Annotated in this window: 15 protein-coding genes; 10 read left to right on the top strand and 5 right to left on the bottom strand. The window is 37.7% G+C overall.

Annotated features, from left to right (window positions below; translation table 11 throughout):
* The 4 genes from J2786_RS18580 to J2786_RS18565 all read left to right on the top strand — a co-directional run bounded on the left by J2786_RS18580 (window position 1) and on the right by J2786_RS18565 (window position 3,834).
* Window positions 1-429 (top strand): TPM domain-containing protein, encoded by a 429-nt coding sequence (locus tag J2786_RS18580; RefSeq protein WP_310026295.1) that lies wholly within the window; start codon window positions 1-3, stop codon window positions 427-429.
* Window positions 410-1,225, top strand: a complete 816-nt coding sequence (locus J2786_RS18575; protein ID WP_047428504.1) for a TPM domain-containing protein — start codon at window positions 410-412, stop codon at window positions 1,223-1,225. Before J2786_RS18580 ends, J2786_RS18575 begins: the two co-directional genes overlap by 20 nt.
* A gap of 194 nt (window positions 1,226-1,419) precedes the next feature.
* Complete coding sequence (locus J2786_RS18570; protein ID WP_047428507.1) at window positions 1,420-1,941, top strand: NAD(P)H-dependent oxidoreductase; 522 nt, start codon at window positions 1,420-1,422, stop codon at window positions 1,939-1,941.
* Window positions 1,942-1,944: 3 nt separating this feature from the next.
* Window positions 1,945-3,834, top strand: coding sequence for a monovalent cation:proton antiporter-2 (CPA2) family protein (locus J2786_RS18565; protein WP_047428510.1), 1,890 nt, complete (start codon window positions 1,945-1,947; stop codon window positions 3,832-3,834).
* A 1-nt stretch (window position 3,835) separates the two neighbouring features.
* Here J2786_RS18565 and J2786_RS18560 read toward each other — a convergent pair whose 3' ends face one another.
* Complete coding sequence (locus J2786_RS18560; protein ID WP_047428513.1) at window positions 3,836-4,663, bottom strand: head GIN domain-containing protein; 828 nt, start codon at window positions 4,661-4,663, stop codon at window positions 3,836-3,838.
* A gap of 254 nt (window positions 4,664-4,917) precedes the next feature.
* On the opposite strand from J2786_RS18560, the gene J2786_RS18555 reads away from it, so the two are divergent.
* Complete coding sequence (locus J2786_RS18555) at window positions 4,918-7,059, top strand: M3 family metallopeptidase (protein ID WP_047428516.1); 2,142 nt, start codon at window positions 4,918-4,920, stop codon at window positions 7,057-7,059.
* A gap of 146 nt (window positions 7,060-7,205) precedes the next feature.
* Window positions 7,206-7,583, top strand: coding sequence for a YchJ family protein (locus J2786_RS18550; RefSeq protein WP_047428519.1), 378 nt, complete (start codon window positions 7,206-7,208; stop codon window positions 7,581-7,583).
* A gap of 202 nt (window positions 7,584-7,785) precedes the next feature.
* Here the strand turns inward: J2786_RS18550 and J2786_RS18545 are convergent, their stop codons facing one another.
* Window positions 7,786-8,286 (bottom strand): FKBP-type peptidyl-prolyl cis-trans isomerase, encoded by a 501-nt coding sequence (locus J2786_RS18545; RefSeq protein WP_047428521.1) that lies wholly within the window; start codon window positions 8,284-8,286, stop codon window positions 7,786-7,788.
* A gap of 146 nt (window positions 8,287-8,432) precedes the next feature.
* Window positions 8,433-8,681 (bottom strand): VF530 family protein, encoded by a 249-nt coding sequence (locus J2786_RS18540; protein ID WP_047428524.1) that lies wholly within the window; start codon window positions 8,679-8,681, stop codon window positions 8,433-8,435.
* Window positions 8,682-8,806: 125 nt separating this feature from the next.
* Here J2786_RS18540 and J2786_RS18535 point away from each other — a divergent pair, with 125 nt between their 5' ends.
* The 3 genes from J2786_RS18535 to J2786_RS18525 all read left to right on the top strand — a co-directional run bounded on the left by J2786_RS18535 (window position 8,807) and on the right by J2786_RS18525 (window position 13,348).
* A complete protein-coding gene (locus tag J2786_RS18535; RefSeq protein ID WP_167497896.1) occupies window positions 8,807-8,959 on the top strand; it encodes a hypothetical protein in 153 nt (50 codons plus the stop codon).
* A 144-nt stretch (window positions 8,960-9,103) separates the two neighbouring features.
* Window positions 9,104-10,309 carry a metallophosphoesterase family protein gene (locus J2786_RS18530; RefSeq protein WP_047428527.1) on the top strand — a complete coding sequence of 402 codons (1,206 nt, stop codon included), beginning with the start codon at window positions 9,104-9,106 and terminating at the stop codon, window positions 10,307-10,309.
* A gap of 3 nt (window positions 10,310-10,312) precedes the next feature.
* Complete coding sequence (locus J2786_RS18525; protein WP_310026287.1) at window positions 10,313-13,348, top strand: AAA family ATPase; 3,036 nt, start codon at window positions 10,313-10,315, stop codon at window positions 13,346-13,348.
* Window positions 13,349-13,423: 75 nt separating this feature from the next.
* Here the strand turns inward: J2786_RS18525 and J2786_RS18520 are convergent, their stop codons facing one another.
* Both J2786_RS18520 and J2786_RS18515 read right to left on the bottom strand, forming a co-directional pair.
* Window positions 13,424-14,449 carry an LLM class flavin-dependent oxidoreductase gene (locus J2786_RS18520; RefSeq protein ID WP_047428533.1) on the bottom strand — a complete coding sequence of 342 codons (1,026 nt, stop codon included), beginning with the start codon at window positions 14,447-14,449 and terminating at the stop codon, window positions 13,424-13,426.
* 389 nt (window positions 14,450-14,838) lie between these two features.
* Window positions 14,839-16,977 carry a S9 family peptidase gene (locus J2786_RS18515; protein ID WP_047428536.1) on the bottom strand — a complete coding sequence of 713 codons (2,139 nt, stop codon included), beginning with the start codon at window positions 16,975-16,977 and terminating at the stop codon, window positions 14,839-14,841.
* Between the two features lie 317 nt (window positions 16,978-17,294).
* On the opposite strand from J2786_RS18515, the gene J2786_RS18510 reads away from it, so the two are divergent.
* A complete protein-coding gene (locus J2786_RS18510; protein ID WP_047428539.1) occupies window positions 17,295-17,807 on the top strand; it encodes a YceI family protein in 513 nt (170 codons plus the stop codon).
* Window positions 17,808-17,871: the final 64 nt, after the last annotated feature.

Raw genomic sequence — 17,871 nt, 5'->3', positions numbered from 1 at the left:
ATGGGTAATTTCCTAACAAATCAACAGATCGCTTCCCTTGTGGAAGCGATTCAGTCTGCGGAAGATCATTCTACAGGAGAGATCAGAGTGCATATTGATTCCAATACTGAAAACCGGGATGCCAAGACAGCATTTGAAGTTTTCAAAAAACTGGCTATGGATAAAACTGCAGACAGAAATGCCGTGCTTTTCCATGTTAACTTTGAACAGAAATATCTTACCATCATTGGAGATATCGGCATTCATGAAAAAGTAAAACAATCTTACTGGGATCATCTTCACGATTATATCACCGCCGAATTTGCCAAAGGAAATTATTATCAGGCCCTGAAAAGTGCCATCCTGGAAACAGGACTTGAACTCAAAAAACATTTTCCTGTAGAAGGAGAAAACCCAAACCAACTCCCAAATGAAATTACGTTCTCTTAAAATAGTATTTTCATTTTTACTACTCTGCTTTTACACTTTTGTATCAGCACAATACACCATTCCCGAAAAACCTGCAGTGCTTTATCCTGTTTTTGATGAAGCCGGATTGCTTTCTCAGCAGGAAAAAGATGCACTTAATCATAAACTGATCAAGTTTGCAGATTCTACCTCAACAGAAATCGAAGTAGTGATTATCCGATCCACCAAAGGAGAAGATGTCAACTTTCTGGCAACCATGTTTGGCGAGAAATGGAAAATCGGAAAAAAAGGAGTTGATAACGGAGTTGTCTTTCTTATTGCAACGGAAGACAGAACGATGTCTATACAGCAGGGACGTGCTGTAGAACAATACCTTACCGCTTCAGTAGCCGGACAGATCTTAGATTATATTGTTACCCCAAATTTTAAGAAGGGACTTTGGTATGAAGGGATCAACGGTGGAACCTCAGCGATTATGGAAGCTGTTGAGGGGAAATTCAAACCTGTAGCTACTACGGCTCCTTCCGGCAATGGAAGTGCCTTTAAAGTTCTTATCATAGCTTTTATTATTTTCATCATCATTGCTATCTTATTTGGTAACAGAGGCGGCGGGCGTGGTGGAAATAATGACGACGATGATGATGTGATCATCACCAGAAGAGGACGCAGAAATTATCCCGGTGGTTTCTTCCCATTCCCTGGCAGCTTCGGAGGAGGCGGCTTTGGCGGAGGAAGTTCTGGCGGCGGTGGCGGCGGCTTTGGAGGTTTCGGCGGCGGTGGAAGTTTTGGAGGAGGCGGTGCATCCGGAGGTTGGTAAAAATTAACATTTCAAAATTGATATAAAATCAGATCATTATGATCTGATTTTTTTATTTAAAAATCTAAAATAACACCGATTCTTTACCTTTTATTAATATTAAATTGACATTTAGGTGTTAAAAAGTTAATAAAACCTCATAAAAACCACCTTTTATTCAATATTTTTTCACTATATTTACGGAAAACAGGATTATGAAGAAGACGCTGGTAGTATTTGCACACCCTTATCTGGAGCACTCCAATTCGAATGTTGAGCTCATCAATTTCTACGTTCGACACCAGCATTATACCCTGAGAGATCTTTACGAAGAATACCCCGACTTTCATATCGCTGCTTTCCGGGAAAGAAAACGCCTTAAAAACTATGAGCGTTTTATCTTCCAGTTTCCCCTGATATGGTTCGGCATGCCGCCACTCCTCAGATTATGGATTGATGAAGTTTTTGACAGAGACTGGCTGAAAGAAGGTGAACATAATCCCCTGGAAGGCAAAGAAGTCTATATCCTGATAACGACTGGAGGAAAAGAAAGATCTTTCAGTAAAACAGGAACCTATCAATATACCATAGATGAACTGATCAGCGGGCTTATTGTTTCATTAAGGGTTTTCAAAGCAGATATTAAGCATATTAAAATTGTATACGAAGCTAACAAGCTCTCTAAAAAAGAAATTATTTTACATAAAAAAGAATTCACAGAACTACTCAATCAATAGCATATGGAATCCAGCTTAGCGATGAACACATTAATTTTCCTCGGTGTAGCCATTATCATGGTTCCATTGGCAAGGAAATTAGGGTTGAGTTCTGTAATCGGTTATATTCTGGGAGGAATCCTCATAGGGCCTTATGTCCTTAAACTTACAGGAAACAATGTCAATGATATTATGCATGCCAGCGAATTTGGCGTTATCATGCTTTTATTTTTGGTAGGATTAGAACTGGAGCCCCGGAAGTTCTGGGAAATGAGAAAGAAAATAATGGGTCTTGGACTATCTCAGATGGCTCTTACCATTCTTCTGCTTTTCCTGGTATTCACAAGCGTAGGCTGGAGAGTAGACAAAGCGATTGCCATTGCCATGTGTTTTGCATTATCTTCTACTGCCATTGTTCTGCAGACTTTACAGGAAAAAAACAATCTCAAAACTACCGCCGGAGAAGCTTCATTTTCTACCCTTCTGTTTCAGGATATTTCAGTGATTCCTATTTTAGCAATATTGCCTATTCTAGCCAATTATAAAGCCAAACATCACGATAATGAAATCCAGATTCTGATTCAAAAACTTCCGGAATGGCTTCAGGCCGGAACTGTAATTTTTGGAGTTGCATTGCTTATTCTGCTGGGCAGATATGTCTTTGTCCCTTTCCTGCGTTATGTTTCAAAATCGGGAATGACAGAACTCCTGACTGCTTCTTCGTTATTTCTTGTTATTGGTGTATCAGAGCTAATGGTGGTGATTGGCCTTTCACCTGCTTTGGGTGCTTTCCTGGCAGGAGTAATGCTTGCCAACAGTGAATTCCGCCATGAGCTGGAAGCGCAGATTGATCCGTTCAAAGGGCTTTTACTGGCTGTCTTTTTCGTCAGCGTAGGATCAACCATTAATTTTAATATTATTCAGAAAGATCCCTTATTTATCTTCAGTACTGTTTTTGCTGTGCTGGCCGTAAAGTTTGTGGTTTTATATACCATTGGAAAATTTTTCAGGATAGACACTCCCCAAAGTCTTTTTTATGCATTTGCTCTTTCTCAGGTCGGGGAATTTGCATTTGTACTGCTTAATTATGCCTCGGATCTTTATCTTTTAGGCCCGGAGATGAATGCCCAAATGATGGCGGTAACAGCAATTACGATGTGTATTACTCCTATCCTGCTTATCATCAACGACAGACTGATTACTCCAAAATTCATTAAAGAAATTCCCGAGACAGATCATGATTATAATATTCTCGATAGCGATGTTGCTCAAAAGAAAATTATTATTGTAGGTTTTGGGCATTTTGGAAGTACTGTAGGACGTCTTTTAAAAGCCAATAAAATATCCGCTACGGTTTTGGACCGGGATTCCGACCGTGTGAAACTGCTCAGAAGCTATGGTTTTAAAGTATATTATGGGGACGCTACCAGGATTCCTATTTTAAGAGCTGCAGGAATTGAAGATGCTGAAATTCTGGTTTTATGCCTGGATGATCCGGATGATAATAAATTTATTGCAGAACTTGTCCGTGAACATTATCCCAATGTGAAAATTTTTGTAAGAGCAAAAAACAGAATTGATGCTTATGATTATCTGAACAGCGGGGTCAATCACATCTACCGTGAAACACTGGGAACAGCAGTAGATATGGCTGTAGATGTACTTCATGAAACCGGAATGAGAAAATATGCCGCAAGACGTCTTGGCCAAAGATTTATGGCTATTGATAAAGCGTCAATCAGGAAGCTGGCAAAAATGAAGGAAAATGATGAAGATATTACTCTGTTTACCACAAAAGAAATCCTCCAGCGAGAGGAGGATTTATTGGCTTATGATAATCTTAATTTCGATAATAAAAACTGGGAAGGATCCTCATCAGTTGATGAAGAAGATGAGGAAGAATCTCAGGATTAATTTACTGGATGTTTACGCTTCCTCCGCTGCTTTCTTCTTTTATCACATTCTTAAGCTCACCTTTTTTCGAGATATCCACACTTCCACCGGATGAAGCACCTGCTTTCACACTGGAAACAGCACTTATGTGAACACTTGCTCCGCTGGAAGCATCTGCTTCTACATCCTCAGCAATAACATTTTTAGCTGAAACACTGCTTCCCGAAGAAGCACTTATCTCTACTTTTTTTGCTTTTCCTGAAAGATCCAGGGTTGATCCTGATGAAGATTCAACATCAAGGTTTACCGCCCATATTTTTCCATCAAAACTACTGCTGCTGCTTACATTGATATCCATATCATTAGCTTCGAGATCTCCGGAAACACTTCCTGCACTTGATGCTTCGATCTCAGCTTTCTCCTGAGTAAATTTATCTTTTACAACAATTCTCGCTGCTGAATCGGCAAGGAGTTTCTTAAAGTCTTTTGCATAGATCTTCGCTGTTACTTTGCTGATATTCATCACTCTGATCCCCGGCTTATAATGAATATGTAATTTTCCCCCATCGTTATCTACAAGAATTTCATCAATGATACCTTGAGGTGCTGAGATTTCTACTCTTTCTGTTTCAGATTTTATAACCTCTGCTTCAATGGCCTGTGAAACCTGAATTTCATCAAAATCACCATTAAATTCTTTATGCTGTATCGGGCCGCTTTCCTTACTCACTACCTTCTCTACCCAATTACCCCTGTCTTCTTCTCTGTCTCTGTTTCTGTTCTCATGTTTATCATTACATGAGGCTAAAGCCACTAAGGCTGAAAAAATAAATAAAGTCCTTGTTTTCATGCTTATTCCTTTTGTTAATTTTTTGTTGATTTCTTTATTTAAATAACAACTAATTTATAAAAAATATTACATTACATTTGAAAATACTGTAATGGTCTGCAAGAGAGATTATTTGGAAAGACTTTTCAGGTCTTCAGCTAGTTAACTGATTCATTGTAGAATACCCGCAAAATGGCTTAAAGAAATACGTTTGCCAAAATACATTCTATGATGCAAGTTTTTAATATCTTTATGCTTTAATAACAACTATATTTATGAAGAATATTTCATCGGTATTATTAATTTCTGCCTTGGCGTTCAATCAATCTTGTACTACAATGAAACAGACCGATATTCAACAGGAGCTTCCAGCACCTGATCCCTCTTTATCTTCAAATCCTTTTATGAAGAAGAGCAAGCTTCAGTACGAAGCTCCGGAGTTTGACAAAATTAAAAATGAGCACTTCAAACCTGCTTTTAACTACGGTTTAAAGCAACACGAAGCTGAAATTATAAAAATTGCCAATAATCCGGCTGCCCCTACTTTTGAAAATACCATCGTTGCATTGGAAAAAAGCGGTGAAGTACTGAGAAGAGCACAAATTGTATTTTCAAATCTTACCAGTGCTAATACGAATCCTACATTACAGGCTTTAGATGAAGAATATGCTCCTATTTTTGCCGCACATTCTGACAAACTGTACCTGAATGAAAATCTTTATAAAAGAATACAATCCATCAAAGAAGATGGTCTTGATTCCGAAAGCAAAAGACTGGTACAATATTATAAGCAGAACTTTGAAATTGCAGGTGCTAATCTTTCTGCAGCGGATAAAGAAAAATTAAAGCAGCTCAACCAGGAACTGGCTTCACTTTCTACCCAATATTCCAATAAATTACTGGAAGCAAGAAAGCAGGGTGGAGTTTTCTTTTCTGATGCAAAAGAACTGGATGGACTTTCTGCTGATGAAATTGCTGCAGCAGCAGCTGATGCCAAAACAGCAGGTCAACCGGGAAAATATCTTCTGGCTTTACAAAATACCACACAGCAGCCTCTTTTACAAAATTTAAAAAACAGAGCTACCAGAGAAAAGCTATTCAAAGCTTCGTGGACAAGAGCTGAAAAAGGTGATGCTAATGATACAAGATCAACGATAGAACAACTTGCCAAACTGAGATTGAAGAAAGCGCAGATCTTAGGAAAGAAAAACTTCGCTGAGTGGAAACTTCAGGATCAGATGGCAAAAACACCTGAAGCTGCTACCAAACTAATGAACCAGATTGCTACTCCGGCAGTGGAAACTGCAAGACGTGAAGCAAAAGATATCCAGGATCTTATCGACCAGCAAAAAGGAGGCTTCAAAGTAGAGCCATGGGACTGGAATTTCTATGCTGAACAGGTAAGAAAAGCTAAGTTTGATCTTGATGAAAGTGAAATAAAACCTTATTTTGAAATTACAACCGTTCTTGAAAAAGGAGTTTTCTTTGCCGCTGAAAAATTCTACGGACTGACTTTCAAAAAGAGAACAGATCTTCCTGTTTACCATCCTGATGTAGTAACGTATGAGGTTTTCGATCATGATGGGAAATCTATTGCCATTTACTACCTGGATTTCTATACAAGAGATTCTAAAAATGGTGGTGCATGGATGAGTAATTTTGTAGAACAGTCTTATTTACTGGGAACAAAACCTGTAATCGTTAACTGTTACAATTATCAGAAACCAGCTCCTGGGAAACCTTCATTAATAAGCTATGATGATGTATCAACCATCTTCCATGAATTTGGTCACTCTATTCACGGAATGTTTGCCAGCCAGAAATACCCTTCACTTTCAGGAACAAATGTACCGAGAGACTTTGTGGAATTTCCATCTCAGATCAATGAGCACTGGGCTTTAGATCCTGTTGTTCTGAAGAATTATGCTGTACATTATGAAACCAAACAGCCTATTCCACAGGCTTTGGTAGACAAGATTAAAAAAGCATCTACTTTCAACCAGGGTTATATGACTACTGAATTGGTTTCTGCAGCTGAACTTGATATGGATTGGCATACAGTAAGCAATGAAAGTCAGTTTATTCCTGTTTTAGATTTTGAAAAACAGTCTTTGGCAAGCCATGGATTCAATTTGGCAACGGTTCCGCCGAGATATCACACTCCTTATTTTGCCCATATCTGGGGAGGTGGATATTCTGCAGGATACTATGCTTATTTATGGTCTGAAACTTTGGATAACGATGCATGGGAATGGATCAGTAAGAATGGAGGCTTAACCAGAGAAAATGGTGACCGTTTCAGAAAATATATTCTTTCTGTAGGAAATTCTGTAGACCTGAACCAGGCATTCAGAGATTTTACAGGACACGATCCGGATATCAAACCTTTATTGAGAAACAGAGGGTTTATTAAATAAATAACAGGAAGCATTCTTTAATTAGAGTGCTTCTTTTTTATGTTTCGGCTAAAGCCAATGGATTTTTATTTCTTTATTTTTTAACGGGCTAAAGCCGTTTCTATTGATATTGATTATTTTTGCATTTCAAATTTTAAATACAATATATGGACTGTCCATGCTGTTCAGGGAAATCCTACGAGGAATGCTGTAAACCTTATCATACCGGAGAAAAACATGCTCCCACAGCTGAAGCTCTGATGCGCTCAAGATTTTCTGCTTTTGCCATTCCGAATGGTCAATATCTGATGGAGACTACTCTTCCGGGAAAAAGAAAATACCACAATAAAAAAGATCTTCAGGAATGGGGAGAAATCAACCAGTGGACAAAATTGGAAATCATCCGTACTCCTGCTTTAAACCACGTAGAATTTAAAGCTTATTATACGGATCAGGACGGTCATCCGCAAGTTCATCATGAGTTTTCTGTTTTTCAGAAGATGCATGAACGCTGGTATTATGTTTCCGGAGAGTTTTTGGATTAGTAAGTATAGAGTGATGCTTTGTGTGTAGAACCACTGCGTCAAAAATTCTTTGAATTTTCGCCGCCCCTCCGGTGGAGGGGAATGCCAAGCATTCGATAGCTGGTGTACCTTATAAATAAAAATAGCCAAAGAATTATCCTTGGCTTATTTTGTATCATTTATCTAATATAATATCCGACTTTTCGGAGATTATATTATTTTTTTAATGACCTTCAGTACCGTCAATTCCGTGAGCGTGACCATGTGCCAGCTCCTCTTCAGTGGCCGGACGAGTACTTAAAACTTCCACGTCGAAATCTAAAACTTTACCCGCCATCGGGTGGTTAAGGTCTGCTACTACAACTTCCGGAGTAATTTCTACTACAAAAGCCTGAAAGTTATTTCCCTGATTGTCTGATAAAGGTAAAATAGCTCCTACAGGTGGAAGTCCTGATTCTTTGAACATTTCCACTGGTAACTGTGCAATAGCATCCGGCTGTCTTTCACCGTAAGCTTCTTCAGGCTGAATCACAAATGCAGCTTTATCACCTGCTTGTAAACCAAGGATATTTTGTTCAAATTTTGGAATCATCATTCCCACACCATACAAAAATGTAAGCGGATTTTCTGTTGTTGTTTCTTCTACAAGAATCTTACTTCCATCTGGTTCGATAGTGTGAAGTATATACTTTACAGCTACAACGTGATTGTTTTCGATTGTCATATTTTTTCTTTTTTTCGTGATTTTGTTTCACGATTAATCATACAAATATACTCTTTTTGAAATGATTCAATGAGCCTGGAAGATGGGAGATGGAAGATGGAAGCTATGAGAGGCATAAAGAAAAATAAATTTCCCTGTTACAGCCATTATTTTTTTCTATTCTCCTCTCTTTTTTTCTGCCTCAGGACAAAAAGATACAGGCTCTCCACTTTTGTTCTTGCCCATGGTGTTTTCCGTAGAAATTTCAGGGAAGAATTTATACTTGGGTTATCTGTAAAACATTTTATATTGATTTGTTCGCCAAGCCTTTCAAAACCTTGATAATATTCTACCAGTTCTTCAAGGATAGCATCCAGTCTTTTTCCGTGTAGAGGATCTTTGGATTGTTGCTCCATCTTTTTTTTTGCAAAATTAACTGATTATAAGTTTATATGGAAATCTACACCTCTTCTTCCCTTTTTGTTTCTTATTTTTGAAGAAGCTATTTCTTACCAATAAAAATTATCTGCTATAAAAAAACATGAGCAAAAATAACGAAGCAAACAGGAAGAAAAATAAAAAGAAAATTGATCAGAAAAAACGTAAAATACAAAATGCTGAAGCGGAAAGGAAAGCAAAATTAAAACAGATCCGGGAAGATTTCAAAGCCAGAGAAGCTGACCATAAGCTGTAAATTGTTTTTATCTGATTAAGGGAAACCTTATTTTTTTAAATGAAGTATTCTCTATCTTTACATTGTAATACCTGCAAATAATTTTCTACCCAACAAGTTGAGAATTACGTTGCACATACTCTTTTTAATTCTCAAATTTAAGTTATGAAAATCCTCCACACTGCCGACTGGCATTTGGGTAAACGCCTCGACCGTTTTTCAAGACTGGAAGAACAGGTTTTGGTGATGAATGAAATTGTTCAGATTGCTGACGAACAAAATGTTGATCTGGTATTAATTGCCGGTGATCTCTTTGATAATTTCAATCCAGGTGTAGAGGCTGCTGAACTTTTTTATAAAACCTTAAAACGTTTATCACTGAATGGTAAACGCCCTGTGATTGCTATTTCCGGTAATCATGATTCTCCAAGCTTAATCAATGCTCCCGATCCTCTGGCAAGGGAATGCGGAATTATTTTAATTGGTCATCCTAAAGCTGAGATCGTGCCCTTCGGTACAGGATATTTCAACATTACCAACTCGAAAGAAGGTTTTATAGAGCTGAAAATTGATGGTATAAATTTTCCGGTAAGAATTCTTCACACTCCTTTTGCGAATGAGATTCGTTTAAAGGAATATTTTGGTGAAAATAAAGAGGAAGAAATCAACAAAGTTCTTGCACAGGAATGGAAAAATCTTGCGGATCAGTTTTGTGATGATATGGGAGTGAATCTTCTGACCGCTCATTTGTATATGAATAAAAGAGGGGCGGAAATTCTGGAAGAACCCGATGGAGAAAAACCGATTAAAATAGGAAATGCAGATTTGATTTTTTCGGACAGCATTCCTGAGCAGATTCAATATACGGCATTGGGCCACCTTCATGGTTTTCAGAATATCGGAACGAAGGAAAAACCTGTTGTTTATTCATCTTCTCCTCTGTGCTACAGTTTCAGTGAAGCCGGACAAAAGAAGTATGTTTCCATTATCGATGCAGAACCCGGGAAAGTAGTTTCTTACGAGAAGAAGATATTGGAAAATGGCAGAACTCTGGTGAGAAAAACATTTAATTCTATCGAAGATGCCGTTCAATGGCTAAGTGATCATCCCAATACATTTATAGAGCTCACACTGGAAAGTGAAACTTTTTTAACGGCTGATGAAAGAAGATTGATTTATCAGTCTCACAACGGAATTGTACACCTTATTCCAAAAGTCAGGAATCTGGAATTGTCAGAAGATCAAAACCACGTGATCAATTTGAGCCAGGATATTGATATTTTATTCAAAGATTATTTTAAATCTAAAAACGGCGGGCAGGAAGCCAATGAAGAACTGATGAATTTGTTTAACGAAATTTTAAATGCATAAGCCATGATTCCTGTTCAACTAACTATCGAAGGACTTTACTCGTATCGGGAACGCCAGACTATTGATTTCAGAAATCTTACCGAAGCAGGATTATTTGGGATTTTCGGAGCGGTGGGTTCCGGAAAATCTTCTGTTCTGGAAGCCATTTCTTTTGCTTTATACGGAGAAACGGAACGTCTGAATATGCGTGATAAAAGGGCTTATAACATGATGAATTTAAAATCAAACAGTTCTTATATAGAATTTGATTTTATTAATTATGAGAATAAACTTTTCCGCGCTGCCCGTGATTTTAAGAGAAATTCAAAAAAGTTTGAAGAAGTAAAGCCTAACGCGGTTACATTTTATGAAAACATCAATGGCAAATGGATTCCACTGGATCACTCAAATGCAGAATCTATTATTGGACTAAGCTATTCCAACTTCAAAAGAACCATTATTATTCCGCAGGGACAGTTCAAAGAATTCCTTGAATTAGGTGCCGCAGAGAGAACAAATATGATGAAGGAGATCTTTAATCTTCAGAAGTTTGATCTTCAGAACAATGTTTCTGCACTGAATGTAAAAAACAGATCTGAACTGGATCAGCTGGAAGGACAATTAAAAGGCTTCGAAGAAATCAATGAGGAAAAAATCCGGGTTGAGAAAGAACAGCTTTCAGAGGAGCAGAAAAAACTCTCCGAATCCAATGAAAAACTGGAGAAGGTTTCCCAAATCTATCAACAGCTGAAAAACCTGAAAAGTGATTTCGAAAGTTTACAGCAGAATAAAGGAAAGTTCAGTAAACTCTCTGAAGAAAAGCCTCAGATAGATGCACTGGAAACACAGGCAGAATTATACGACAGGGTTTTCAGAATTTTCAACCCATTGATTATTGAGAAAAACAAACTTTTAAAAGAGATTACTGCGAAACAACACGAAAAAGAACAGCAGATTAAATCCTGGCAGGAAACTGAAAAGGCTTTCAATACTGTAAAAGAACAGCTCAGCGCTCTTGAACCACAATTTAAGGCATTAGAACAATCCAGAATTCAGGAAAATGATCTGAACCTCATCATTCAGATTCTGAAATTTTCGGAAGAGATCAAAGTTCTGAATGATAGAACTCAGAAAGGTTCCGAAAAGGTAAAAGAAGTGGATGCTCATAAAGAGAAAATTCAAAAGACAATTGATGAACTTTCTGTACAGATTAAAAATTTAAAAGAACAGAAACTTGATTCTGCCCTGCTTTCTGAAGTCGGAAACTGGTTTATTCAACAAAAAAATTTAAAAAAATCACTTCAGGAACAGGCGGAAAAAATTGAGAAACATCAAAAACTGATTGGAGAAATTGCAGAAGAATTAAAGCCTTTTGCTTATACCGAAAATTATAAAGAAGATTTCAGAATCAAAAAAGAAACGTTAGAAACCAGAAAAAAGGAACTTTCCCAAAAACTGGATCATCTCAAAATACAAAAAGAGCTTTCCCGTTTTGCCAGTGAGCTTCATGACGGTGAAAACTGCCCTCTTTGCGGTTCCAAAGAACATCCGCATATTGTGGAATTTCATGATGTGAATGCTGAGCTGAAGGAAATTCAGGAGAAAATAACTTCTTTGGAACAGGAAACTATTGGTCTTCAAAAGCAGGAATCAGAAATTGACAAGATTCTGGACCGTAGAAAAATCTTTGAGGAACAGCTTCTTTCAGAGCAGAAAGTGGCTCTTCAGATTCAGAAGGACATTGAAAATCATCTGTTTAATTTTTCCTGGAAATCATTTTCACCTGACAAGGAAGGGGAATTTGAGAAAAAACGTTCAGACTCGTTTTCGCTGGAGAAGAAGATTGAAGAAACGGAACGTACTCTAGCTGTTGAAAGGGAAAATATTGACAGAGAAACCAAAACACTGGAAAAGTATAAGAGCGCTCTGGAAGCTTTCCGTTTGGAAGAAGTTTCAAAACAGGAACAAATCAATATCAGCCGTTCTGCGCTTAAAATTCTGGAGTGGAATCTGTATGCTGAAAAGGAAATAAAAGAGATTGAAGAATCTTATCGAAAGCTTGCCCTTTCTAATAAAGAGATTGAAGAAAATTATCAGAAGACCGTAGAACAGGAAAAAATTCTTTCTCCAAAACTTGCTGAACAGAAAACTATTGTCAACCAATCTGAAAAGCAGATCGCAGCACTTGAGAAGGAAATTTCAGGAAATGAGGAGGCTATTTTCAAAGCTTTGGCAGATCAGAATTTCACAGAAGTTAAAGAAGTTGAGAATATTTTACTTCAGGAGATTAATATTCAATTGGTAAGAGCTAAAGTTCAGAATTTCAAAGTTGAATTCGAAGCTTTAAAGAAATTCATTACAGAACTGGAACTAAAACTAAAAGGCCTTTCATTTAATAATGAACAGTTTTCTCTTGCTGAGCAGCAATTCAATGAAGCACAGGGTGAGCAGAAAAAAATAAGTGATTCCGTAGTCACAAAAACTGCCGAAATAGACCGACTGGAAAAGGAGTTTGTGAAAAAAGAGGAACTTCTGAAAGAACTTGTAAAACTGCAAAAACGCTCAGAGAATTTGAAAATCATGATGAACCTTTTTAAAGGGGCAGGTTTTGTACAATATGTTTCGTCTATTTATCTGAGACAGCTTTGTGATCATGCCAATGTGCGTTTCCACCGGATGACCAGAAACCAGCTGAGTCTCCAGCTTAATGAAAATAACGATTTTGAAATCATCGATTACCTCAACGAAGGAAGAAGCAGAAGTGTAAAAACGCTTTCCGGAGGACAGGCCTTTCAGGTATCGTTAAGCCTTGCTCTGGCACTGGCAGAAAGTGTTCAGGCCAATGCACAGGCGGACAAGAATTTCTTCTTTATTGATGAAGGTTTCGGAACACAGGATACAGAATCCGTGAATATCGTATTTGAAACGCTTATCAATCTGATGAAAGAAAACAGGATTGTAGGTATTATTTCGCATGTTGAAGAGCTAAAGGAAAAGATTCCGACGGCTCTGAATATTATTAAAGATGAAGAAAGAGGAAGTATCATTGAAATTATTTAGTCCGGTATATTTAAAATAACAAAAGCCACAAAAGATCTGTTCTTTTGTGGCTTTTACTATCAATAAACTTCCCTGTTACAGTCCTTTTATAACAGGCTTCACCTCATTTCCAAACAATTCAATAGATTTCATCATTACCTCATGAGCAGGATCTCCTACATCCATATGCCCGATAAACCTTGTAATTCCGAAAATCTCTTTCATATATGCAATCTTATCTGCTACTTCAGCAGGACTACCGATAAATAGTGCACCATCTTTGCTTCTTCCTCCGTCATACTGTGCTTTTGTATATGGAGCCCATCCTCGGGAAGCGCCTATCCTATCCATCTGCGATTTATAATTATGGAAATATCCATCTACTACTTTCTGATCATCACTCACAAAAGTATGGGAGTGGATTGCGATCTGCATTTTAGAAACATCATGTCCCGCTTTTTGGTATTCCTGCTTATAGAATTCGATCAGATTCCTGAACTGAATTGGCATTCCTCCAATGATAGCCACCACTAAAGGCATTCCCAATTGTGCAGCACTCAAAACAGATTGCGGAGTTCCTCCAACAGCTCTCCAGATAGAAAGTTTTCCGTCATTTTTTGCTCTTGGATATACCGTCTGGTTCTGCATCGGAGCACGAAGCTTTCCTGACCAGCTTACATTTTCCTCAGTATTGATTTTCAGCAATAATTCTAATTTTTCGTCAAATAGCTGTTCATAGTCATTCAACGAATAGCCATACAAAGGAAATGATTCTATGAAACTTCCACGTCCTACAAATATTTCTGCTCTTCCGTCTGAAATTAAATCCAGCGTTGAAAAATCTTCATATACTTTTACTGGCTCTGAAGAACTCAAAACAGTCACTCCACTGGCCAGTTTTATATTTTTTGTAATACTTGCTGCTGCTGCCAAAACAATCTCCGGAGAGGAAACAGCGTAATCCGGACGGTGATGTTCTCCCATAGCGAAAACATCAATTCCTACCTCATCCATCAATTTTACCTGATCCAGTATTTCACGGATCTTAATTCCTGCATCTCTATATTTTCCGGTTGACTGGTCAAAAGCCAGATCCCCGAACATTCCTATTCCTAATTCCATATTGTTGATTTTAGTGATACAAAGTTACCACTATGGAAAATCAAAAACATTGATGTTTGTTAAGATCGAAAAGTTACTTTTTTAAAACACAAATAACACTAATGTATCACTAATAACACGAGAGTGTCATTGCGAGCAAAGCAAATTGTACTTTTGTTGGAAAGCGCAAAGGCGCAAAAGGATCTTTATCTTCATCTGTTTAAGGCGCAAGAAAATCGAAGATTTTCAGCAAAGATTTGTGCAAATAGTATTAGAGTTGAACAATTTTATCGCAGATAAAATCTTTGCGCCTTACAACATAATCCATTTAATAATCCTGCGCCTTTGCGTTTTCCAAAAAGATTAGCAAAAACAAAAAATCCAGCCTGGTTTTAGGCTGGATTTCTTTATTATTTCTTCAGATATAAATCAAAATAATCTGTAATCTTCTGCATCAGGTGAACCCTGTCTTTCCCGATCACGTTATGCGGATGTCCCGGATACGTAAAGTAATCCAGCTGAACTCCGTTATCCACAGCAGATTTGATGAATTTAATAGAATGCTGCCATACTACTACATCATCCTGCGCTCCGTGGATCATCAGTAATTTTCCTTTCAGGTTCTGAACTTTATCCAGAAGATTAGCAGCTGCATATCCCTGTGGATTTTCCTGTGGCGTGTCCATATATCTTTCTCCGTACATAATCTCGTACATACTCCAGTCGATCACTGGTCCTCCTGCTACTCCTACTTTGAATACATCCGGTTTACGAAGCATAAAGCTTGTTGTCATAAATCCTCCGAAACTCCATCCGTGGATTCCCATTTTGTCTCCATCTACATACGGAAGAGATTTTAAGTAGTCTACTCCTTTCATCTGGTCGTTCATTTCTGTAGTTCCCAGGTTTCTGAATACAGCCTGCTCAAACTTCATTCCACGGTTAGAAGAACCTCTTCCGTCCATTGTGAAAATGATGTAACCGTTCTGAGCCATATATTCGTACCAAAGGTTTCCTGAAGCCGGGAAGCTGTTGGTGATCAGCTGTAAATGTGGCCCGTTGTACAGATAAACAATAGTTGGATATTTTTTATTCGGGTCAAAATTGGTTGGAAGAATGATTTTTCCATACAAAGGAGTTCCGTCATCAGCCTTTAATTCTACATTTTTTATTTCCGGTCTCTGATAATTCTTTAATGGATTCTCAGAAGTAAGGATATTGGTCGTTTTTAAATTGGCTGTATTGATAATGTTGGCAACTCGTGGTGAGTTGGCATTACTGTAAGCATCATAAAGATAATTCCCGTCACTGCTCAAAGTTCCGATATGCATTCCTTCTTCACTGTCCAGCCTTTGCATCTTAAAGTTGGTCCAGTTAATTTTATACAAATGTCTTTCTAAAGGAGTTTCTTTTGTTGAAGTGAAATAGATTTCTTTTTTCTTCTCGTTGAATCCTAAAATATCTGTTACCAGCCAGTCACCTTTCGTGATTTGTGCTACCAGACCTTTCTCAAGGCTGTAATGGAACAAGTGGTTATATCCTGTTCTCTGACTCTGCCAGATGAAGTCTGTATTAGAATTAGGGAAGAAAGTAAGCGGGTGTTGTGGCTCCACATATTTGCTGTCTGTTTCCTCAAATAACGTTTTTACCAATTCTCCTGTCGCAGCGTCATACTGATTCATTTTCATATGATTCTGACCTCTGTTCAGAACAGCTACAAAGATATACTTTGAATCGGGGCTCCAGGTAACGGCTGTCAGATATTGGTCTTTTTCACCTTCCACTTTTAAGAAAGTGGTTGACTGAGTTTTAATATTGAAAACCCCTAATGTCACCTGGTGAGAAGTCTGTCCAGCCATTGGATATTTGATATTATGGTTTACAGCAGGAGTTACAGACCAGTCGATGATCGGATAATCTGCTACCATACTCTGATCCATTTTATAGAAAGCTACGCTCTCAGAGTTCGGTGCCGGGAAAATTCCGGTATCAATTCCGAATTCATTTCTGTGAACCGCCTGTCCGCTAATGATATTTTCATTGCTTTCGCTGGTTACAGCAATGGTTTTTCCATTTCTGTTTACAAATAAATTATTCTTTGCAGTGAAGGCAAAAGTCTGACCGTCCCCAAACATTTTCACGTTTGCAGCATCCTCGTCAATTGTGGCTGTACTTTTTACTTTCCAATCGTTTCCTGATTTTTCAATCCATGACATTTTACCACCTGTTGTAAAATACCCACTGGAATTTCCTGTAAATTTAATGGGTGGAACAGCTTTAAACTTATCATTGGAAAGATTTCTGTTCAGTTGGCTCAACGAGATCAAAGTATCCTGTTTGTTGGTCTTCAAATCTGTAATCAGATAACCGCCTTTTACGGCCTGAATATAGGATTTACCATCTGCAGCCCATGAAAACTGGGAGATATTTTTCACAGCAAGGTTGGTTCTCATTCCATTTACAGCCTCCGCCATGGTAAACTTCTGGGTCTGGGCAAATGCTGAACTGCCTAAAACCAGCATCAATAAAGAAAATTTATGTAATTTCATCGTATAAAATTGAATCCTCCAAAAATAAGAAATAAAAACCATTCGTTAAGAAATGTTAAATTAAAACATTCATAAAATGGAATTCATGCATTCAAAGGAATTATTCCTTAACTTAATAGTAGAATTTTATGAGATGGGTGAATGGTCAATGGTCAATCCGCTGCGCCTGTCAATTTAATGTTGAAATAAATTCACCATTCACTTGCAAAAGTGACGATTAATGTTAAAAACTCATTTCTTATCCTATATCAATGACTTGTATAGGTACGCTGTCCTAAATTTGCATCATTAATAACAAACAAAAAATACGAAATACAATGGCAACAAAATGGATTTTAGACCCTACGCATAGTGAGATTACTTTTAAAGTAAAACACATGATGATCTCTAACGTAAAAGGAAGCTTCAGAACTTTCACTGCTGAAATTGACTCTGAGGACGAATTCTTTGCAAACGCTAAAACGACTGCTACCATCCAGACGGATTCTGTATTCACAAACAATACAGACAGAGACAATCACTTAAAATCTGCAGAGTTCTTCAATGCTGAAGTACATCCTACCATCACTTTTGAATCTCAGGCGTTAAATAATTCTATCGTTGGAAACCTTACCATCAACGGAATTACAAAACCTGTTAATCTTGATGTAGACTTCGGAGGAATTAACGTAGACCCATGGGGAAATACAAAAGCAGGTTTCTCTTTCGAGGGAAAAATCAGCAGAAAAGACTTTGGATTAAACTGGAATGCGGCTCTTGAAGCAGGAGGTGTAATGGTAAGTGATGATGTAAAAGTAGCTGGTGAATTACAGTTTGTAAAACAAGCATAGTCAATAACACATATTTTAAAAGGTTCAGGGATTTTTCTAAAAGCCTTGAACCTCTTTTTTTTTA

The organism is Chryseobacterium vietnamense (assembly GCF_031454475.1).
In the GTDB taxonomy this organism is placed as follows: domain Bacteria; phylum Bacteroidota; class Bacteroidia; order Flavobacteriales; family Weeksellaceae; genus Chryseobacterium; species Chryseobacterium vietnamense.
This window is presented reverse-complemented; position numbering and strand designations above follow the sequence as displayed.